The sequence below is a fragment of the Marinobacter sp. genome, from assembly GCF_052091845.1.
Classification (GTDB): Bacteria; Pseudomonadota; Gammaproteobacteria; order Pseudomonadales; family Oleiphilaceae; genus Marinobacter.
Window position 1 is genome coordinate 1 of record NZ_JBQDCO010000036.1, and the last position, 20,001, is coordinate 20,001.

Annotated in this window: 16 protein-coding genes and 3 pseudogenes; 15 read left to right on the forward strand and 4 right to left on the reverse strand. The window is 54.2% G+C overall.

Annotated elements, in window-relative coordinates:
* The 9 genes and pseudogenes from ACTHYN_RS11985 to ACTHYN_RS12025 form a co-directional block, all read left to right on the forward strand.
* Positions 1 to 602: pseudogene (locus ACTHYN_RS11985) on the forward strand (glycerophosphodiester phosphodiesterase family protein); the annotation flags it as partial.
* Between the two features lie 163 nt (positions 603 to 765).
* Complete coding sequence (phnD, locus tag ACTHYN_RS11990; protein WP_441812685.1) at positions 766 to 1,710, forward strand: phosphate/phosphite/phosphonate ABC transporter substrate-binding protein; 945 nt, start codon at positions 766 to 768, stop codon at positions 1,708 to 1,710.
* 92 nt (positions 1,711 to 1,802) lie between these two features.
* Positions 1,803 to 2,633, forward strand: a complete 831-nt coding sequence (phnC, locus tag ACTHYN_RS11995) for a phosphonate ABC transporter ATP-binding protein (protein WP_441812686.1) — start codon at positions 1,803 to 1,805, stop codon at positions 2,631 to 2,633.
* On the forward strand, positions 2,630 to 3,439 hold the full coding sequence (phnE, locus tag ACTHYN_RS12000; RefSeq protein ID WP_441812687.1) for a phosphonate ABC transporter, permease protein PhnE: 810 nt from the start codon (positions 2,630 to 2,632) through the stop codon (positions 3,437 to 3,439). The genes phnC and phnE (ACTHYN_RS12000) overlap by 4 nt, the downstream gene beginning before the upstream one ends.
* Positions 3,436 to 4,245: a phosphonate ABC transporter, permease protein PhnE gene (gene phnE, locus ACTHYN_RS12005; protein WP_441812688.1), complete on the forward strand. Its 810-nt coding sequence runs from the start codon at positions 3,436 to 3,438 to the stop codon at positions 4,243 to 4,245. The genes phnE (ACTHYN_RS12000) and phnE (ACTHYN_RS12005) overlap by 4 nt, the downstream gene beginning before the upstream one ends.
* Before the next feature lie 84 nt (positions 4,246 to 4,329).
* Positions 4,330 to 4,449: pseudogene (locus ACTHYN_RS12010) on the forward strand (nitronate monooxygenase); the annotation flags it as partial.
* Between the two features lie 263 nt (positions 4,450 to 4,712).
* A complete protein-coding gene (locus tag ACTHYN_RS12015; RefSeq protein WP_441812689.1) occupies positions 4,713 to 5,084 on the forward strand; it encodes a hypothetical protein in 372 nt (123 codons plus the stop codon).
* 318 nt (positions 5,085 to 5,402) lie between these two features.
* Positions 5,403 to 6,299, forward strand: a complete 897-nt coding sequence (locus ACTHYN_RS12020) for a hypothetical protein (protein ID WP_441812690.1) — start codon at positions 5,403 to 5,405, stop codon at positions 6,297 to 6,299.
* A 163-nt stretch (positions 6,300 to 6,462) separates the two neighbouring features.
* Complete coding sequence (locus ACTHYN_RS12025) at positions 6,463 to 7,311, forward strand: sulfurtransferase (protein WP_441812691.1); 849 nt, start codon at positions 6,463 to 6,465, stop codon at positions 7,309 to 7,311.
* Positions 7,312 to 7,470: 159 nt separating this feature from the next.
* Here ACTHYN_RS12025 and ACTHYN_RS12030 read toward each other — a convergent pair whose 3' ends face one another.
* A complete protein-coding gene (locus ACTHYN_RS12030) occupies positions 7,471 to 8,100 on the reverse strand; it encodes a TetR family transcriptional regulator (RefSeq protein ID WP_441812692.1) in 630 nt (209 codons plus the stop codon).
* A gap of 164 nt (positions 8,101 to 8,264) precedes the next feature.
* Here ACTHYN_RS12030 and ACTHYN_RS12035 point away from each other — a divergent pair, with 164 nt between their 5' ends.
* The 5 genes and pseudogenes from ACTHYN_RS12035 to ACTHYN_RS12055 all read left to right on the forward strand — a co-directional run bounded on the left by ACTHYN_RS12035 (position 8,265) and on the right by ACTHYN_RS12055 (position 14,434).
* Positions 8,265 to 9,440 carry an efflux RND transporter periplasmic adaptor subunit gene (locus ACTHYN_RS12035; RefSeq protein WP_441812693.1) on the forward strand — a complete coding sequence of 392 codons (1,176 nt, stop codon included), beginning with the start codon at positions 8,265 to 8,267 and terminating at the stop codon, positions 9,438 to 9,440.
* A gap of 4 nt (positions 9,441 to 9,444) precedes the next feature.
* A complete protein-coding gene (locus tag ACTHYN_RS12040; RefSeq protein ID WP_441812694.1) occupies positions 9,445 to 12,600 on the forward strand; it encodes an efflux RND transporter permease subunit in 3,156 nt (1,051 codons plus the stop codon).
* Entirely contained in the window at positions 12,597 to 14,027 is a 1,431-nt protein-coding gene (locus ACTHYN_RS12045) for an efflux transporter outer membrane subunit (RefSeq protein ID WP_441812695.1), read from the forward strand. Before ACTHYN_RS12040 ends, ACTHYN_RS12045 begins: the two co-directional genes overlap by 4 nt.
* Positions 14,024 to 14,221, forward strand: a pseudogene (locus ACTHYN_RS12050) (dienelactone hydrolase family protein); the annotation flags it as partial. The gene ACTHYN_RS12045 and the pseudogene ACTHYN_RS12050, both read left to right, overlap by 4 nt.
* A 6-nt stretch (positions 14,222 to 14,227) precedes the next feature.
* Positions 14,228 to 14,434: a ParD-like family protein gene (locus tag ACTHYN_RS12055; protein ID WP_441812714.1), complete on the forward strand. Its 207-nt coding sequence runs from the start codon at positions 14,228 to 14,230 to the stop codon at positions 14,432 to 14,434.
* A gap of 160 nt (positions 14,435 to 14,594) precedes the next feature.
* On the opposite strand, the gene ACTHYN_RS12060 is transcribed toward ACTHYN_RS12055, so the two are convergent.
* Entirely contained in the window at positions 14,595 to 16,265 is a 1,671-nt protein-coding gene (locus ACTHYN_RS12060) for a methyl-accepting chemotaxis protein (protein ID WP_441812696.1), read from the reverse strand.
* A 353-nt stretch (positions 16,266 to 16,618) separates the two neighbouring features.
* On the opposite strand from ACTHYN_RS12060, the gene ACTHYN_RS12065 reads away from it, so the two are divergent.
* Positions 16,619 to 17,290 carry an HAD family hydrolase gene (locus ACTHYN_RS12065; protein WP_441812697.1) on the forward strand — a complete coding sequence of 224 codons (672 nt, stop codon included), beginning with the start codon at positions 16,619 to 16,621 and terminating at the stop codon, positions 17,288 to 17,290.
* Between the two features lie 16 nt (positions 17,291 to 17,306).
* Here ACTHYN_RS12065 and ACTHYN_RS12070 read toward each other — a convergent pair whose 3' ends face one another.
* Together ACTHYN_RS12070 and ACTHYN_RS12075 are read right to left on the reverse strand one after the other, a co-directional pair.
* Positions 17,307 to 18,212, reverse strand: a complete 906-nt coding sequence (locus ACTHYN_RS12070; RefSeq protein WP_441812698.1) for an EamA family transporter — start codon at positions 18,210 to 18,212, stop codon at positions 17,307 to 17,309.
* 19 nt (positions 18,213 to 18,231) lie between these two features.
* Positions 18,232 to 19,992 (reverse strand): putative 2-aminoethylphosphonate ABC transporter permease subunit, encoded by a 1,761-nt coding sequence (locus tag ACTHYN_RS12075; protein WP_441812699.1) that lies wholly within the window; start codon positions 19,990 to 19,992, stop codon positions 18,232 to 18,234.
* Between the last annotated feature and the right edge of the window lie 9 nt (positions 19,993 to 20,001).

Sequence of the window (20,001 nt, forward strand, 5' to 3'; positions counted from 1 at the left end):
AACTGATTAAAGAGCTGGGCCTTAAGTTCACCCCCGAGCTGAAAACACCGGTGGTCGAAATGCCTTTTGAGGGCGACTACACGCAAGAAGACTATGCCCGGCAAATGATCAATGAATACACCGCTGCTGGTGTGAGCCCCGAGGATGTATGGCCGCAGTCATTCCTATTGGATGATGTCGTATTCTGGGTTAATCAAATGCCTGAGTTTGGACGCCAAGCCGTATTTCTGGATGAGAAAAGTAACGACCCAGAGAACACATCTATGGCGTATATGGAAAGCCTTACCCAACAAGGGGTTCCTATTCTGGCACCCGCACTTTGGAAAATGCTAACTCTAGACGCCCACAAAAAGATTGTTCCATCTGAATATGCACTCAACGCTAAGGCTGCAGGCCTTGATTTGATTGGCTGGTCATTGGAACGCAGTGGGCCATTAAATGAAGGTGGTGGCTGGTATTACCAAAGTATCAGCGATGCAATAAACAACGACGGCGACATTTATACAGTGATTGATGTGCTGGCTCGGGAAATAGGTGTAATAGGCCTTTTTTCAGACTGGCCTGCGACAACCACTCACTACGCCAATTGTATGGGGCTTTAAAAGTCTCATTCAGCCGCATGCACCTGATCAGCCGATCCCTCTAGGTTGAACGAGATTGCGTGACACAGACTTTTGGGTTCGATCCCTTGACGATGTCACGCAACCATAACAATCCCTAATTAGTATCTGGCTGATAATAGTTTCATGACCCAAGGACACACCTATGAATAAGTTGATGACACTAACATGCGCAGCGCTAATGACCCCAATGCTAGCGCAGGGCGCATTCAAATTGGACTCCCGGTACAGTGACCAAGACGGCGACCTAATCGCAGACATCCCTGCTAAGTCCGAGCAGGTCGACCCTTCCACTCTGATTTTTGCTTACACGCCGGTTGAGGACCCTTCTGTTTACGCTGAAGCCTGGTCCGACTTTCTCGACCATTTGTCTGAGAAAACGGGTAAAAAAATCCAGTTTTTCCCAGTTCAATCCAACGCTGCACAAATCGAAGCCATGCGCGCCGGACGCCTCCATATTGCCGGTTTCAATACCGGCTCCAATCCGATAGCCGTTGCATGCGGTGGTTTCCGCCCTTTCACCATCATGGCTTCTGCTGATGGGTCATTTGGCTACGAAATGGAAATCATCACCCATCCGGATTCCGGCATTACTGATGTAGAAGGGCTAAGAGACCGCGAGCTGGCCTTTACCTCTGAAACCTCAAACTCAGGTTTCAAAGCGCCGTCTGCGATTCTGAAAGCCGATTATGACCTTGTACCAAACCGAGATTTCACTCCGGTGTTTTCTGGCAAGCATGACAACTCCATTCTTGGGGTTGCCAATAAAGACTACGACGCTGCTGCAGTGGCCAATTCCGTTATGTCGCGCATGCTGAACCGGGACGTCATCAAAGAAGAGCAGATTGTATCTTTGTATAAGTCCCAGACCTTTCCCACCACTGGATACGGCGTCGCACATAACCTGACACCAGAACTTCAAGACAAGATTCAGCAGGCGTTTTTCTCCTTCAACTGGGAAGGCTCGTCTCTGGAAGAGGAATTCTCTAAGTCAGGTGAGGCCCAGTTCATCCCAATTACTTTTAAGGAACACTGGGAAGTCATTCGTAAGATCGATGATGCCAACGGTGTCGTGTACAACTGCCGCTAAGAGCTCAGACCGCAAACCGTCGTCAGTGGGTTGACCATGCCGCAAGATGTGGCCAACCCACTGACCTTAATTACCAGCCATGGCAACAAACTGTGCTTGAACTCAAAGCCTTATCAAAAACCTACAAAACCGGCGACCGAGCGCTGAGCGATATCAGTTTCTCCGTACCTGCGGGTCAAGTCGTAGGACTGATTGGTCCCTCTGGCGCTGGCAAATCAAGCCTGATTCGGTGCATCAACCGCTTGGTTGAGCCTACCGCTGGCAGCGTTTGCCTCGGTGAAACCGAGCTGACCACCCTCAACGGCCGGGCTTTGCGTCAGGCTCGCCGACGTATCGGTATGATTTTTCAGGAGTACGCGCTGGTAGAGCGTCTTACGGTGATGGAGAACGTGTTGTCTGGACGATTGAGTTATGTCTCCAGTTGGCGATCTTTCCTACGCCGATTCCCTCAGTCTGACATTGATCAGGCCTTCAGTTTACTGAACCGTGTGGGACTGGGTGATCACTGCAACAAACGGGCTGATGAACTCTCGGGAGGGCAACGGCAACGCGTAGGTATTGCCAGAGCATTGGAGCAGAATCCGGAACTTTTGCTGGCAGACGAACCTACCGCATCACTGGATCCTAAAACCTCCCGCCAAATTATGCGGCTAATCCAGAGCGTTTGTCGGGAAATGAACCTGCCGGCCATCATCAATATTCACGATGTTGTGCTGGCTCAGAATTTTACAGATAGAATCATCGGCTTACAGGCTGGCAAGGTGGTATTTGACGGCTTGCCATCAGCCTTATCCCACGAGGCCCTCACTCGTATTTACGGTGCCGAGGATTGGGACCAGATGCAGCAGGCCAATGAACCACAAGACGACGATACCCTCCTAAATAACTCTCTAGATAGCTCGCCAATGCTGGTGAGCTCGTGAGCAGTAATATCAGCTCTTCGCGAACTTGGAAGCGACCGCCAGTATTGCTCAAAAGCCAACGCTGGCGCTGGATCATCATGTCAGGCAGCGTGGTCTATCTGGTTCTGGCGATCAACTCGGTGGAGGTCGACTGGTTTCGGGTTTATGAAGGGTTAGAACGAGGATGGCGTTTCGTTCAGGGGTTTCTAACACCGGATTTCAGCTCTCGCTGGCGGGACATCCAGATTGGACTGATCGAAAGCCTGACGATGACTCTGACTTCCACCGTAGCCGGCGTGTTGGTCTCAGTACCAATCGGCATTGGTGCCGCCCGCAATCTGGCTCCAGCTCCGGTGTATATGTTCTGCCGGAGCATCATTACGCTTTCACGCTCATTTCAGGAAATCATTATCGCAATCCTGCTCGTCGCCATGTTCGGGTTCGGACCTTTTGCCGGATTTCTTACGTTAACGTTCGCCTCTATTGGCTTTTTATCCAAGCTGTTGGCGGAAGACATCGAAGATTGTGACAGCGCCCAAATCGACGCTATTCGCGCTAGTGGTGCTCGTTGGTGGCAAGTCGTTAACTATGCCGTTCAGCCTCAGGTGATGCCGCGGCTAATAGGCCTTTCTCTGTACCGTCTGGACATCAATTTCCGGGAGTCATCGGTTATCGGTATCGTCGGCGCTGGCGGTGTCGGAGCCACTCTGAATACAGCCATTGATCGCTACGAATACGATTCGGCTGGCGCGATTTTAATCATAGTCATCGCAATAGTATTGGTGGTGGAGTACTCCTCATCTTATATCCGACGGTGGGTACAATGATGCCCGGAGCACACACGCAGATCTGGCAGTTCCGCACCCCAAAACAACACATGCTGCGATGGCTCGGTTGGTTCTGGTTAGTCGCGTTGACCGTATTTTGCTGGAACCTGATGACCGAAGACACCATCTGGGCTTTTGTAGCAGACGCTCCCCGTCAGGCGTCGGATATTGGTAGTCGCATGCTTCCGCCACGCTGGGGCTACCTCAACCAACTTTGGCAACCGCTCTGGGATACCCTGAACATTGCGACCCTTGGTACGTTGATTGGTGTGATCATCGCGATACCAGTAGCATTTCTGGCCGCAGGCAACACCACCCCAAGCCGCTATTTCGTGCGCCCAGTCGCACTGCTGATCATCGTGACCTCCCGTTCCATCAACTCCCTTATCTGGGCGCTGCTGCTAGTAGCCATCATAGGCCCCGGGCTTTTGGCAGGCATTATCGCCATCGGTCTTCGCTCCATTGGTTTTGTTGCAAAGCTCCTGTATGAGGCTATCGAAGAGATTGATGAGAAGCAGGTAGAAGCCATACGGGCAACAGGCGCTTCCGGTGCCCAGATTATTGATTACGCGATTATCCCGCAGATCCTTCCGGCATTCTGGGGTATTTCAGTCTTCCGGTGGGACATCAACATTCGCGAATCAACCATTCTCGGGCTGGTTGGTGCAGGTGGCTTGGGCTTACAACTCCAATCGTCATTGAGCACATTGGCCTGGAACCAAGTAACCGTAATATTTCTCGTTATTCTGGCAACGGTTATTATTTCAGAGTGGGTGTCTGCAAAAGTTCGACGGGCGGTGCTTTAGAGTCGTTCAAGCGTAAGCAATAAAGTCAGGTCGGTCACGGGGTAGGGGCTCGTAGAGTGACCGGAGCACTTCTCCCATAAACAAATCCTTGTTGCCGACCCAGCGAAACAGGGTGGCTCGCACCATGTTGGCTATGCGGAGTTGGCGGCTGCCATCTCTAACGCCGGCGGGCTTGGTGTAATCACTGGCCTGACCCAGCCTACCAATCGTTCACCGTAGCCTTGGATACCGGACTCCGATATAGTTCGAAGGAGCCAACTGATGGAGCATGTACATTTTATTGGAGGAAGTCCAACCGATTTTCTGTCGCTTCGCGGCTTCAAACCGGCGCGTGAGCCGGATACTAGAACCTAAGGATTAGGGATTAAGGATTAAGGATATGACATTTAAAAAACTCGATAATTGTGATTTTAGTATTTTTATTGTCTGGTTGTTTGCAAGATTCTGATGACGCCAGTGATTTCACAATGACCATTACAGCTACAGATACATTTAGCCAATCATCAAATACTTATACTCAGGGTGAGCTGATCAGATTTGATTTAATAATCACTAATACCGGCGTTTCAGATGTTAGCTTTATGACAGGTGATGGCTGTTTAGCTGACTATGAAATCTTTGATGAAAACATGTCATCTATTGGTTTTGTCCCACGAGCCTGTGCACCAGTTATTCCTACTGCTACACCTTTAAATCCTGGCGCCACATTGAGCGAAAGCGTCACATGGAGTCAAGAAACTGACTCTGAGGAGGCACAGTTACCCATAGGCACATACACTATTACAGCCGAAGTATGGGGTCATGAAAAAAACGCATCTATTAAAATTACTATCATATAGCGCTCCATACAACGCGCAGCAGTTTGTGGTCCGGCGACACCGGACGAATGCCTAATGTAATTCTCTGAGAAATGACGGGATCACCACGGGCGTCTGGGGGGCAATAGAGGGTATACGAAAAACTGTCTTAACGTTACGCATACGCTGCGCCAAGCGCTCGAGAAACCGCTTGGAAGGGGCGGTAGTGTTTTATCGGAGGCTTATTGCCCGTGGTGCCAAGTGGATAAAAAGGCCATCGTTAAGGTATAGTTTCACCTTCATGAGTACAGTTTCAAACTGAAAAAACATAATGGAAGTAAAAGCTTAAGGACGAATTTTATGTTCAATGTCAAACGAATCTCCCTTTCAACTGCCCTCGTATCGTGCGCTCTTTTTAGCAGTGTTGGCCATGCGAACCCGATGATTGAGCGCATGAAAATGGCGGTTGAACGCCAATATGAAAATGGTGCTTTCGAAGCCATCGCTGATTGTCTGGGAGTCACTGAGGAAAAAATTCTTGAGGCTGCGCATGCAAATCTGTCCAGCTGTGGAGATTCTATCGAAGAATTCGAGTCGTGCTCCTCAAATATAGCAGAGGCTGCCAGAGTTATTGGCGTGTCGGAAGAAGAACTAACTAAGTGCGGCGAACAAGAAGATCAAAGAAGAAGCGTAAGTACCCGGAACAATCCGGCAGAGGAAAAGCTGGACGCACTCTATGATAAAATAGGCGACAGAGCGCCCACGTCCTCCGAGCAAAAACAAATCACGGCTTTGACTCAGGAAATGGTGGCAATTTCGCAAAAGCAGACTGAGGGCCAGTTAGCTGAGTTAGTTGATAGTATTAAAGCCCATAGCCAAAATACTGAGAATTTGGTAACGCTTCCTATCTATAGCCCCAGTACTATTGTATCGCACAGTACCGAAGAAGCCATTAAGATGATGCCCAAAGATGAATTAAATGGCGTAAACTTCTTGCCGAGCGCAGTTTTTGAGTCTTCAGGGAATCTACAGGAGATTGTCGATTTTTATAAGGGCAAGCTTTCTAAGCTTGAAGGAAAGCCGATAGATAACGACAGTTATATCTTCATGGAGAATTTACCTGAAAACTTTAGTTTTCTTAAAAATTATAAAGACACGGTATCACGACCCAACATATTAATCAGGAAAGCATCTAAAGCCATGGGGTCAAACGAAGGAGTCAAAAGTATTATTAACATTACTTATAAGCCAAAATAAATGATAATCGAAATCCCCGTTCTGTTATCGTTGGAGTGGGGGTTTAATATATAAGATAATGTCCGACCTTCCTTGAACCTCCGAAATGAAAGAGATCCGTACGCTCAATAACTAAATGGTCGCTTTTTTCACTGATGCATATCGACCTAGACCGGAGAACGCCATGCCTTCCCCTCTCGTGACCACGGACTGGCTGCAGGACAATCTTGATAACGAACATTTGGTACTGATTGACGCTAGCATGGCCAATGTCGTTGGCAAGGAGCCGATCGTTTATGATCGCCCGATGTTGATCTCGGGAAGTTACCGGATCGATTTGGAGGGAACGCTTTGCGATACCGGCGCTGCCCAAGCTCACGCGTTCCCGACGGAAGGGCAGTTCACGGAGGAGGTCCGAAGGCTGGGCATTTCGCCTGAAAGCCTGGTGGTGTTATACGACAATCAGGGCGTCTATTCGGCACCCCGGGCCTGGTGGATTCTGCGGGCTATGGGCCTCAAACAAGTGTTCGTTCTGGATGGCGGCCTGCCGCAGTGGTTGGCCGAAGGGCGGGACATCGTTTCTGCTCCGGTTGCAGAGGCGGCCATCCAGGGCAGCGTGGTTGGCAAGCTCGACCGTACTCTGGTTCGAGACTCAGCCTACGTTTTCCAACATCTGGAGGACGAGCGAGTAACGGTCATCGATGCGCGATCACAGGCACGTTTCATAGCACAAGCGCCAGAACCCCGGCCTGGTGTGCGTGGTGGTCACATCCCCCATTCTCTCAACCTGCCGTTTACAGAGGTACTGGAGGGTTATCGGTTCAAGTCTGCCAGCCAGTTGGCGTCCACGTTTGCCCAGCTCGCTCCCTTCCTTCAGCCCAGCAACGGGCACCAACTGGTGTTTTCCTGTGGCTCCGGCATCACCGCCTGCATCATTCTACTGGCGGCGGAGCTGGCCGGGTATACTCAGCTATCATTGTACGACGGCTCCTGGTCTGACTGGGGCAGCAGTAAGTCGTTGCCGGTGGCGTAGCGGACATCCTCTCGCTACGAAAGGAATTGGCTGTTCCTAACAATCACCGGCTACGTTTGCCACGGGCTCCAACTCCTGCATCGCATCCCGAACGGAATAATATGTCTGTTAAATCTGCAGCGGCAGTTTGCCTGAGCCCAGCTCGCGATCACACCGCGCTTATTCCTTGCCAAAACAATTCTGCAGAGAATAGAAATAGGCGTCGATGACCTTCTCGGATTCCTTTTCCATATCAAACGTCTCGGGGATCAGTAGCCAGGTGTAGATCAGGCCGGTGATTTGCACATGCAGATAGACGACTGCCCGTTCAATGTCTAAGCCCGGTTGTAACTGGCCTTTGGCGATGGCGTTTTGCAGCACGACCGACATGCGCTCGGACACCTCCAGAATATTCTCCCTTCGGCGCTTGCCGAGGGGTTCGTTTTCTTCGGTCAATTCGCTCTTCAGGAACACGATCTCGAACGCCCGCCGCCGCCGCGGATCTCGCGCGATTTCCTGAGTCAGATACAACAGGAACTCCCGGAGCCGCCCCAGTGGGTCCGACTCGTCCGGGTCGACCATTATGGATTTTAGCATATCCAGCGGCAGCTTCTGGCGCTCCATCATTGCCTCAAACACATCGTGCTTGTTCTTGAAGTGCCAGTAGATGGCACCCCGTGTAACCCCCGCCTCAGTGGCAATATCGTTGAGTGACGTGCGGGACACACCTTTCCGATAGAAGACCGTCTCAGCTGCTTCGATCAGCTGCTCCCGGGTCTTCAGGGCGTCTTCTTTGGTGCGTCGTGCCATGGGTGCTCCTGTAAAGATTACGCAAAAACAGTACTTGCCACTATACATACATTCATGGATGTATGTATGATCGTGGTTACCATAATACCTACTTTGTTCACTTTTTGCTCCAGGGGTCGTGCCATACGTCCTGAAGTGTTTTTCATCAATTGAGGTCTATAACAATGCGCCATTCTACGCAATCCCTGCTGCTATTGCTGGCTGCATCCTTGTTGCTGTCCGCCTGCGGCCAACAGCAGGGCTCGGCCCAAGGAGTCGGCCAGCGACCTCCTCCTCAGGCCGGGTTTATCACGGTAAAAGAACGGCCGTTCACGCTGGTGACTGAGCTACCAGGCAGAACGTCTCCCTATCAGATTGCGGAGGTTCGCCCTCAGGTCACTGGCCTGATTGAAGAGCGCCTGTTCAAGGAAGGGGAAATTGTCGAAGCGGGTCAGGCGCTCTACCAAATTGACGATAAACGCTACCGGGCCGCTCTGGCCAGCGCCGAGGCTGAACTCGCCAATGCTCGAGCCAACCGAGACAAGGCCGGTCTCACTGCTAAACGATATGAATCTCTGATCAGCAATGGGGCCGTCAGCCAGCAAACCGTTGATGAGGCCCGCACGACCCTGAGTGCTAACAACGCTCAGGTGGCCTCCGCGGAAGCCTCTCTGGAAAGCGCGCGTATTGATCTGGACTACGCCACGATCCGGGCTCCCATTAATGGCCGCATCGGTCGCTCCTCGGTCACTGCTGGGGCGCTGGTCACCGCAAACCAGACCACTGCGCTGGCCACCATCCGCCAGCTCGATCCGATTTATGTAGACCTGACCCAATCCTATGATGACCTTCAGCAACTGCGGGCGGCCATGGTCAGTGACCCACTGGAAACGGTTGGCGATGATCGCGCACCGGTCACCCTCGAGCAGCAGGACGGCACCCCCTATCCCCACGAAGGCACCCTGCAATTCTCGGAGTTCTCGGTGGGTGAAGCCACCGGTTCTGTCACGCTGCGTGCGCTGGTTCCCAACCCTGAGAGTGCGCTGTTGCCGGGTATGTTTGTACGCGCCCGCTTGCCTCAGGCGAAGCGAAAAAACGCGATTCTGATACCCCAGAAAGCCATCGCCCGGGAACCCAACGGTCAGGCTACGGCGCTGGTGATTAGTGACGGGGACACCGCGGAGAAGCGCAATATCACTACCGAACAGGCCGTGGGAAACCAGTGGCTCATTAGCAGCGGCCTGAAGGACGGCGATCGCCTGATCATCGACGGCCTGCAAAAGATTCGCGCTGGCAACCCCGTAACCCCAGTAGACACCACCAACGAAAAAACCGCGTCCCCCGACGCCACACAGGGTTAGTACCATGGCACGTTTTTTTATCGACCGACCCATCTTTGCCTGGGTGATCGCCATTATCCTGATGCTGGCGGGCGCTCTGGCCATCACCAATCTGGCGATTGAACAGTACCCTACGGTCGCGCCACCGGAGGTTACCATCTCCGCCAACTACCCCGGCGCCTCTTCGGAAGCGGTGGAAGACTCGGTGACTCAGGTTATCGAGCAGGAAATGAACGGCATCGATAACCTGCTGTACATGGCCTCCACCAGTGATTCTTCGGGCAATATGTCGCTGACGCTGACGTTTGCTTCCGGTACCGACCCGGATATCGCTCAGGTACAGGTTCAGAACAAATTGCAGCTGGCCACCCCGCGACTGCCACAGGTGGTGCAGCAACAAGGGGTTCAGGTCACCAAATCCTCAGACAGTTTTATGATGGTGGTGGCCTTTACCTCCAGCGACGGCAGCCTGAGCCGGGCGGATATCGCCGACTACGTTGCCGCCAACGTGCAGGATCCGCTATCGCGCACTCAAGGTGTGGGCCAGAGCCAGCTGTTCGGTTCACAATACGCCATGCGCGTGTGGCTTGACCCCGGCAAGCTGAACGAATACAAACTGACCCCGGCTGACGTCACCACCGCCATCGACGTGCAGAACAATCAGGTGGCCGGTGGTCAGCTCGGTGGCTCGCCCTCAGTAGACGCGCAGCAGATGAATGCCTCCATCGTGGTACAGACACTGCTGGAAACCCCCGAGGCATTCGGCGAAATTCTGCTCAAGGTCACTCAGGATGGCTCCCGGGTGCGCCTGGGCGATGTGGCCCGTATCGAACTGGGCTCCGAATCCTATAGCGTAATCGGCCGTTTCAATGGCAAGACCGCCGCTGGCCTAGCCATTAATCTGGCCACCGGTGCTAACGCCCTGAACACAGCCGACCGAGTGCGGGAACGCATTGCGGAACTCAGCACCTACTTCCCGGACAGCCTGGAAGTCTCCTACCCCTATGACACCACCCCCTTCGTGGAGATTTCCATCGTGGAGGTGGTGAAGACACTTTTCGAAGGCATCGCCCTGGTGTTTCTGGTGATGTATCTGTTCCTGCAGAACTTCCGCGCCACACTGATTCCCACTATCGCCGTGCCGGTGGTCCTGCTTGGCACCTTTGGCGTGCTCTATGCGTTCGGCTTCACGATAAACACCTTAACCATGTTCGGTATGGTGCTCGCCATCGGTCTGCTGGTGGATGACGCCATCGTGGTGGTGGAGAACGTTGAACGGGTCATGGCGGAAGAGGGGCTGGGTCCAGTGGAAGCAACCCGCAAGTCCATGGGTCAGATCACCGGTGCGTTAGTAGGTATTGCTCTTGTGTTGTCAGCGGTTTTCGTACCCATGGCGTTCTTCCCCGGATCTACCGGTGCCATCTACCGTCAGTTCTCCATTACCATCGTCTCTGCCATGGTGCTGTCAGTGCTGGTGGCACTGATCCTGACCCCGGCTATGTGTGCCACCCTACTCAAGCCCCACAAGGGTAACCATCAAACCAAGGGCGGCTTCTTTGGCTGGTTCAATCGCAGCTTCGACCGGGCTGCTGGCCGCTATCAGGGCCGGGTGGAGAAAATTATTGGCCGCTGGGGGCGCTATACCCTCATCTATGTCGTGATTGTCGGCGTGTTGGCATTCAGTTTTTTGCGGCTGCCCTCCGCCTTCCTGCCGGAAGAGGATCAGGGCATCCTGCTGGCTCAGGTGCAGCTGCCCGTTGGGTCCACTCAGGAACAGACCATTGAGGTGCTGGAAAAAATGGAGCGCCACTTTCTAGAAAATGAGTCCGACGCAGTGCAATCCGTCTTCACCGCGGCCGGTTTCAGCTTTGCCGGCCAGGGTCAGAACTCCGGTATCGCCTTTGTGCGGCTGAAGGACTGGAGCGAGCGGGATCTGGAGCAGGACGGCGTCAGCGCAATAATTGGCCGCGCTATGGGGGCATTCTCTCAGGTCCGTGAGGCGGTGATCTTCGCACTCAACCCGCCGGCCATTCCGGCACTGGGTGTCGCCAGCGGCTTCAATTTCCAGCTTCAGGATCAGGGTGGTCAGGGCCATCAGGCACTGGTGGAGGCAACTAACCAATTGCTTGCCGAGGCCAACCAGAACCCGGCCTTGACTCAGGTGCGCTACAACGGACTGCCGGATGCGCCCCAATACCGTCTCGACGTAGACCGACAGAAAGCCCGTGCCATGGGCGTGTCGCTGGCAGACATCAACACCACCCTGTCGGTGGCGTGGGGTTCCAGCTACGTTAACGACTTTGTCGATCAGGGCCGCATCAAGCGGGTGTATGTGCAGGCGGATGCCCCCTACCGCATGCTGCCGGACGATATCGACAACTGGTATGTGCGCAACGGTGAGGGTGAGATGGTGCCGTTCGCCAGCTTCGCCACTGGCGAATGGACCTACGGTGCCCAGCAGCTGCAGCGATACAACGGCGTGTCGGCCATGAACATTCAGGGTAATGCTGCACCGGGCTACAGCACCGGCGACGCCATGGCGGCCATGGCGCAGCTGGCGGCAGACTTACCCGAAGGGTTCGGCTTCGAATGGACCGGCCTGTCATACCAGGAAGTGCAGTCCGGCAATCAGGCGCCCCTGCTCTATGCCCTGTCGCTGCTGGTGGTGTTCCTGTGTCTGGCCGCACTCTATGAAAGCTGGTCGATCCCGTTCTCAGTGATGCTGATAGTGCCTCTGGGTATTATCGGCGCGGTGCTGGCCGCCAACTTGCGTGGGCTGGGTAACGATGTGTTTTTCCAAGTCGGTCTGTTGACCACTATCGGACTGTCCGCCAAGAACGCGATTCTGATCGTCGAGTTCGCCAAGGACTTAGAAGAGAAAGGCCTTGGCCTGCTGCGAGCAACACTGGATGCCGTTCGCATGCGGCTGCGGCCGATCCTGATGACATCACTCGCCTTCGGTCTTGGCGTTACGCCCCTGATGCTTAGCTCCGGTGCAGGCTCTGGGGCCCGTCAGGCCATTGGCACTGCAGTATTTGGCGGGGTGGTAGCCGCCACCGTATTGGCGATTTTCTTTATCCCGCTGTTCTACGTGCTGGTGCGCCGGATCTCAGGCGAGCCCCTGCAGGCCGGTGACGATGCCAATACACAAACTCAGGCTCCTCAGGAGACACCATCATGAAAGCCCTGATGCCCGCACTTGCCGTCGCTCTCACCCTGAGTGGCTGCAGCATGATTCCTAACTATCAAACCCCGGATTCACCGGTACCTCAGGCTGTGGGCGATGGTAATCAGGATGTGGCGACGGTGACACTTCCAGGGTGGGAAGCCCTGTTTCCGGACCCACAATTGAGAGCACTGATCGCCACTGCCCTGATCAACAACCGCGATCTGCAACTGGCCATGCTGGATGTGGCCGAGGCTCGGGCACGATACGGCATTGAAGGTGCCACCTTGTTTCCGGAGATTGGTGTGAATGCCGACGGCACCCGCCAGCGTGTGCCGGGGGACCTCAGCGGCGCTGGTGACAGCACAATCACCAGCCGGTACAGCGTCGGGCTTGGCGTAGCGGCCTATGAGCTGGACCTGTTCGGCCGCGTCCGCAGTCTGGAGGAATCGGCCCTGCAGAGTTATCTGGCCACCGAGGCCGCCCGTCGTAGTGCGCAGATCACTCTGGTATCGGAGGTGGCCAATGCCTACCTGACGTTGCTCGCCGACCATCAGAAACTGCGCATCAGCGAGAACACCGTGAGCGCGCAAATAAGTTCGGTGGATCTGGTGCGCCAGCGTTTCGATGCAGGGCTGTCTGCTGAGCTGGATCTGCGTCAGGCAGAGATTGCTTTGGAAACCGCCCGTGCCAATCGGGCACAACTGAAACGTCAGGTAGAACAGGATCGCAACGCCTTGTCGGTGCTGATCAGCGGGCCGGTGGCGGATATGCCGGAAGGTAATGTGATCGACCCGGCGGTGGACCTGCTGGCCGTTGTTCCGGCGGGCCTGGATTCCACCGTGCTGTTGCAGCGCCCGGATATCCGTCAGGCGGAGTTTAACCTGCGCGCGGCCAACGCCAATATCGGTGCGGCCCGCGCCGCATTTTACCCCAGCATCACCCTGACCGGGTCGGTCGGTACCGCCAGCTCGGACCTGTCGGGCCTGTTCGATGGTGGCTCAGGCGTCTGGTCGTTTGCCCCCAGTATCAACCTGCCGATCTTTACCGCTGGGAGGTTGCAGAACAGCCTCGACGTCGCTGAGATTCGCCGGGATCAGGCCGTGGTGCTTTATGAGCAGGCGATACAGACCGCATTTCAGGAAGTCGCCAATGCACTGGCCTCCCGAGCCTATCTGAATGAGCAGGTCGAAGCTCAGGGTAATCTGGTGGCAGCAACCGAGCGTTCCCTTGCTCTGGCGGAGGTTCGTTACGAAGTTGGCGCCGATGACTATCTGGCGGTGCTTGATGCCCGGCGGGAACTGCTCAGCGCCCGTCAGGCACTGGTGGACAACAAGCTGCTTCGGCTGAAGAACCGGATTACCCTATACCGGGCGCTAGGCGGGGGTGAGTACGCTTCGGATTCCCATGTGATCGGTCGAACCGACGAAAAAACGCCATGACCACGACAGCCGTGTCAAGTTCTTGTCTCTTGTCAGGGGTGCTGCGGGCGCTTAAAGAAATCGAGCGGTACAAAGCCCCCCTTTTTCTAAGTCACGGGCTGAAAGATGAAATTTGGAACGCTGAGATGACCAAGCGTCTTGAGAAGAGATTGAACTCAAGAAAAATCCATCTTGAAACACACTCTTATCGAGGGTCCGCTATGGGAATCGTTAGGATTGGCGACGAATTGCATGGGGAGATTCGCAAGGCGAGCTCAGTTATGGTTCGTTCTATCAATGCTCAGGCTGAGTATTGGATAAAGGTTGGCATGCTCGCCGAGGCGAACCCCAATATGTCTTTTGCTGACATCATGCGCGACCAAATGAAGCTTGCCGAAGTTGATATAAGGAAGGCTGTCGGTGGCTAACGTGACACTGAAAAATGCTGAAGAAGCGAGGGGGCGAAGAGGATCATGAATGAAGCTCAAGCCATTAAGACTGCCGACGGATAATGGTTACAAGCACTGTGCTGAGTTCGATTATCCGCCCATAATTGCCTCAATCGGTGCAATGCTTTACGTGAGTCAATCACGTTCTGAATTGCACAACTATCGATTGCAGCTCGCTTGCCATCCGGGTGAGATCCTGCCCGGCTGCGGCCGTCTCCTCGGCGCCCTGAGCCGTTTGTTCACTCATCGCGTTCAGCCGAACGATGTTCGAGTTAATTTCATCCGTGACGCCTACCTGCTGTTCCGATGCGCTGGCGATCTGCGTTGCCATCTCGTTAATCGATGACATAACCTCCGTAATGGTGGCAAGTTTGGTGCCGGCGCCGGCGGCGAATTCCACGGTTTTACTAACCTGCTTTCGGTTATTATCCATTGAGATGACAGCCTCATGAGAGACCGAGTGCAGCTTACCGATCATTTCGTCGATTTCCCGAGTAGAGGACTGCGTGCGAGAGGCCAGAGCCCGAACCTCGTCGGCGACAACCGCGAACCCACGCCCATGGTCACCTGCCCGGGCGGCTTCAATAGCGGCATTGAGAGCCAGCAGGTTAGTCTGCTCAGCAATCGATTGGATAACCTGAAGCACGTTGCCGATTGTGGCACTGGTCTCTTCGAGCCTTTTTATGGCCTGAGTGGAGACTTCGATTTCGTCGGAAAGGAGAGTGATTTCATCAATGCTCTTCTCGACCGTTGACCGTCCTTCGTGAGCATGCTCATTTGCCTCGGCGACGGCGTTGGCGGTATCGCTGATATTGCGTGCGATCTCCTGAGCGGTAACGGACATTTCATGGATGGCCGTTGAAAGCTGCCCAGTTTCATTGCCCTGCTCATCGATAGTACGGGCGGTCTGTTCAGTGATCACTGACATTTCTTCGGCGGCCGCGGCGAGCTCAGCTGTAATGCTTTTAATCTGGCCAATCATGGCCAACAGTTGTTGGCGCATACAGTTCATAGCCTCAAGTAGCTCGCCAACTTCGTCACTACTGTCGATTACGATGCCCTGAGACAGATCGCCCGAGGCCGTCACGATCGCTTTCCTGATACCTTTTACGATGGCGCTAGCGACGACCCAGCTCACCAAAAGGCCCACTACCGTGCTTATGACAACAAGAAACATAGTCGTGTTTAGCGCTGTTTGCTCGTGGTCGGTGGCAATGACCGCGCTCTGCTGGGTGAAGGCGACTATCTCATGCTGCAGACCCTCGAGGGCGTGATCAAGTTCTTCAGCGTGCTTATCTATGCTTGGCGCCAAGGAACCTAAGGCTCCAAAGTCCATTGTGAGCAATGCGTCAAAGGCCCGCTCTACTTCTTTCTCATATGCCTTATGGTCTTCAGCTATATTGTTGATCGCGGCATCGATCTTTTTGAATTTACTCTTTGTGCGGTCATCCGAAGTCTCGTCTGCAGCAATGGCAATGTCGTGCGCGCGCTCCAGTTTCTGATCGACCGCCGTCGATAGCGTCCGAAATTTACTGATGGATTCTTTGACTGACGCGCTTTTCGCACCGTCTGAATATGTGAAGCGGATTGCATCCACATAGGCAATCGTTTGCTCCAACTGATGGACTGTCACTTCCGAAATCACCTGAGTGAGGGGAAGATCTTTGTCGGAAATCAGAGTGAGTTCTTTGCCGATACTCGCCATGGAATAAAGGGTATAGCCAGAACTGATTGAGAAAATCAGAAGAATGAGGACAGCCGTACCGACGATTTTTGTTCTGAGATTAAGTGCATTAAGGAAACGGTTCACAGGATCTACTCCACAGCGAAGCCTGACACCTTTAATTGCGGATTCCCCTTGATCCAGCACAATGTCTAGACATCGCCAATTCCCTCTAGCCCTCCCGTCAGGCTAATGAGGGCAGCAAGGGAAAGTTAACCCTTGTCTAATAGTTTGTAAAACTAATTGGTGCATTGTTTTGTAGATGAAATTAAAAACATCTTGAAAGCCTATCTACCTAACAATCAGATTTCTAAACATTTTAAAGGAAAACCCCTGCACGCTTCCTATTGCGCCGTCATCGCTCGGGGTGAGTTTTTCTTCCCGTAACAAACCCGTAACAAGCCTGAAGCACAATCTGGTGTATACCAAAGGAGTGCTACATGCTTGCGATATTCGACCTCGATGAAACCCTGATTCGTGGAGACAGTTCTCAGTTGTTCACCGAGTTCCTCCGTGCTGAAGATATTGATGCCGCCCCCGATTCCGAGGCGAGGGATAGAGCGTTTATGAGTGCCTATTCTAACGGCCACCTGGATCTCCAGGACTACATGGAATACAGTCTGGCCCCTATTCGGGGTTGGCAGCGGAATCAGGTGGAGGCGCTTATTGATCGGTTTGTCACCGAGGTAATTCCTCCCCGCATACTGCCAACCGGCCAGGAACGGGTAGCCTGGCACAAGGCCCAGGGGCACGATGTATTGATTATCTCCGCAACGGGAGAACACTTGGTCTCGCCCATCGCCCGCCACCTCGGCATTGATGACGATATAGGCGTGCAGGTGGAATGGCAGGACAACAATCTCAAAGGGACGATAGGTACCCGGCGCCCATTCAGGAATGGCAAAGTGTCTGCCCTCAAAGAGTGGATCGCCGCCAGATCAGCCACTCCAGAGAAAGTCTGGTTCTACTCGGATTCCCACAACGACCTTCCTCTTCTGAGCTCGGTGGACTATCCCGTTGCCGTCAACCCGGACTCGGTTCTGGAAGACTACGCCAGGCGACAGGGTTGGCTTGTGCTTATTGATAGAGCTTCGCCCTCCCCTTCCCCTTAAGTAGGCGGGCGAGCCATCACCCCAGAACCACCAGCAGCAGGCCTGCAAGAATGATCAGCACTCCCAGAATCTTGGGCAAGTGCAGAGGTTCCTCAAGAAAGTACCAGCCCAACGCAACACCGATAGGAATGCTGATCTGCCTGAAGGCCACCACGTAGCTGACGTCATCCGCATAGGCCATGGCCCAGACAACCAACGCGTAGGTTCCCAGAATCAGTACGCCCGCCGCCATGGTGCTACGCCAGTTAGATATCAGTTGCCGTAGCAGGCGGCGTTCGGTCGCCTGCAGGCTCAGGCCAATGCTGAGCCATATCAGTGCAGACCATGCCTGAAGGATGACAAACACCAAAGCCACCTCTGCATCCAGAGCGATTCCGGTGAGCACCTCCCGCATGTGTGCCGTTGCCGTATTGTCGACGAGGGAGTATCCGGCGGTACTGGCGGCGGCCAGAAGGGCAAACAGAGTGGCAAGGTTGCGGTAGTTGGCCAGATGGAAATCCTGGAACCGTTGCATTGGCAGGACTATGCACCCGGCCACGATCAGAACGATACCTGCAACAGCCGCGCCGGTGATGGTATCGGCCGTGCCCAGAAAAAGCGTTCCAACCAGCAGGATCAACAGAGGCGACGACCGCGCCAGAGGATAAACTACCGACAGTTCGCCATGGCGGTAGGCCGCAGCCAGACAGCTGAGATAGGTCGCCTGAAAAAAACCGGTAACAACCACCAGCCACCAGATACCCGAGCCCAGCTCCTGCAACAAAGGGTAGTAATACACCAATACCGGTAGGGTGAGGAGCGCACCCCACAGGGTGCTATACCAGAAGAATGCGCCGCTGGGACTGACTTTCTTGCCAAATAGGTTCCAGCTGGCGTGAGCGAGGGCCGACACAAGAACAATAGCAATCGCCGTAATGGTCATGGGGTTTCAGACGGCTGGCTCATTCCGTGCCCTGCCGCCATTCTCGGGTTGAACGATCGACCCAGAAACGCAGCCCGCCCTGAATGAACTTTGCTACGGCACAGGTTGCGGTAATCAAAATGGCCATGGCTGCGGCCGGGGCGATGTCACCCGCTTCGTCCATACTCAACACCGCTACGGACGCCAATTGAGAGTCGTGGCCGTAAAGGAACACAACGGCTGACACCGTGGTCATGGCATTCACGAACAGGTATAGGGCGACATCCAGAATTGCGGGTAAACACAGGGGCAACGTGACCGTGACCAGCACCCGCCATCGGGAAGCATTGAGAGATTCCCCCACCGCCTCGAATTCCTGATCCAGTTGCTTCAGCGCCGTGACGGCCGTGAGGTGGGAAACCGCGTAGAAGTGCGTAACGGTGCAGAGGATCAGAATGAACAGGGTGCCGTAAATTCCGTTGATCGGGTTGTCCGGGTGGTTGAAGAAAAAGATGTAAGACAACCCCAGTACCAAGCCGGGAACGGCCAGCGGTAGCAGCGAAAGAAACTGGAATACGCCGGCCAGAAGCTTCGGCTGTGGCGTACGTTCCATCAGCCACGCGTTGAAGAAAACCAACGTCGTTCCGAGCACCATGGTGCCCAGAGCCAATTGTAGGCTGTTGGTATAAGCACCCCAGCCGCCGCCATCCATACGACCAAACTGATAGTTGTTCAGGCTAAGATCGAGGTTGTAGGGCCAGAACGTAACGAACGACGCATAGATAGCCATGCCGATGATGGCGAAAATGAACACCAAGGTCGGCGTCAGCATCAGCGCCCCAATGGCATCTCGCTTACGATCCTGTCTGGGCCTATAGGGCGCTGATCTGGCCGTGAAGCTTGCAGACTGCTTTCTCTGCACGTAGCGATCAGCAACAAAAGCCAGCATCGCTGGCAGTAGCAACAGCACACTGACCACTGCGCCCATTTCGAATTTCTGCTGCCCGATCACCTGCTTGTAGATATCCGTGGCGAGAACGTCAAACTGCCCGCCAATAACCTTGGGTACGCCGAAATCTGTAATAACCAGCGTAAAGACAACGAACGCAGCACTCACCAGCCCATACCTGGCTCCAGGCACCGTTACTGTCCAGAAGGTTCGCCAGGGGCTGGCGTTCAATGCGGTAGCGGCTTCATAATGCCGCCCATCGGCATTGTCCATCGCCGTTAACAGAATCATCAAGGCGTGGGGAAAGGTCCAGAAACAGGAGCCCATGATGATGCCAATGGGCCCATAGATCTCAGCGCCGAACAACCAGCTCTTTAATATGCCCTGATTGCCGAACAGGTATACCAGGCTGATCGCGGGCAACAGCGACGGCGCCAGAATCGGTAACACCAGAACGCCACGAATCCAGCCGGTGAATGGCAAGCGCGTGCGGGTCAGAGCCCATGCCGCCATGAAGGCCAGCGAAACCACGATCACGGTACTGAGCCCGGCTACCCCAAGAGAGTTGAAGAACGCGGATTCGATGCCGCCGGAACTCAGGTAATGGGCAAAATTTTCCAGCCCGACAAATTCTCCGGCCTTGTTCTCGACACTTTTCGAAAGCAGTGTGTAGAGGGGCGCGAGCACCAATAGGGTCAGAATCGCGCACCCCGTAACCAAAAGCAGTGCAAACACCCAACGGCCTGCAAGCCTCCTGCGCAATTCCGCCAGGGTTGGCCAGTTGGGTGCAGTGGGTGTCGAAAGCGCGGGAGAATCAATCATGGAAGACTTACCAGGGTCAAACTCAGACATTTGGAACTC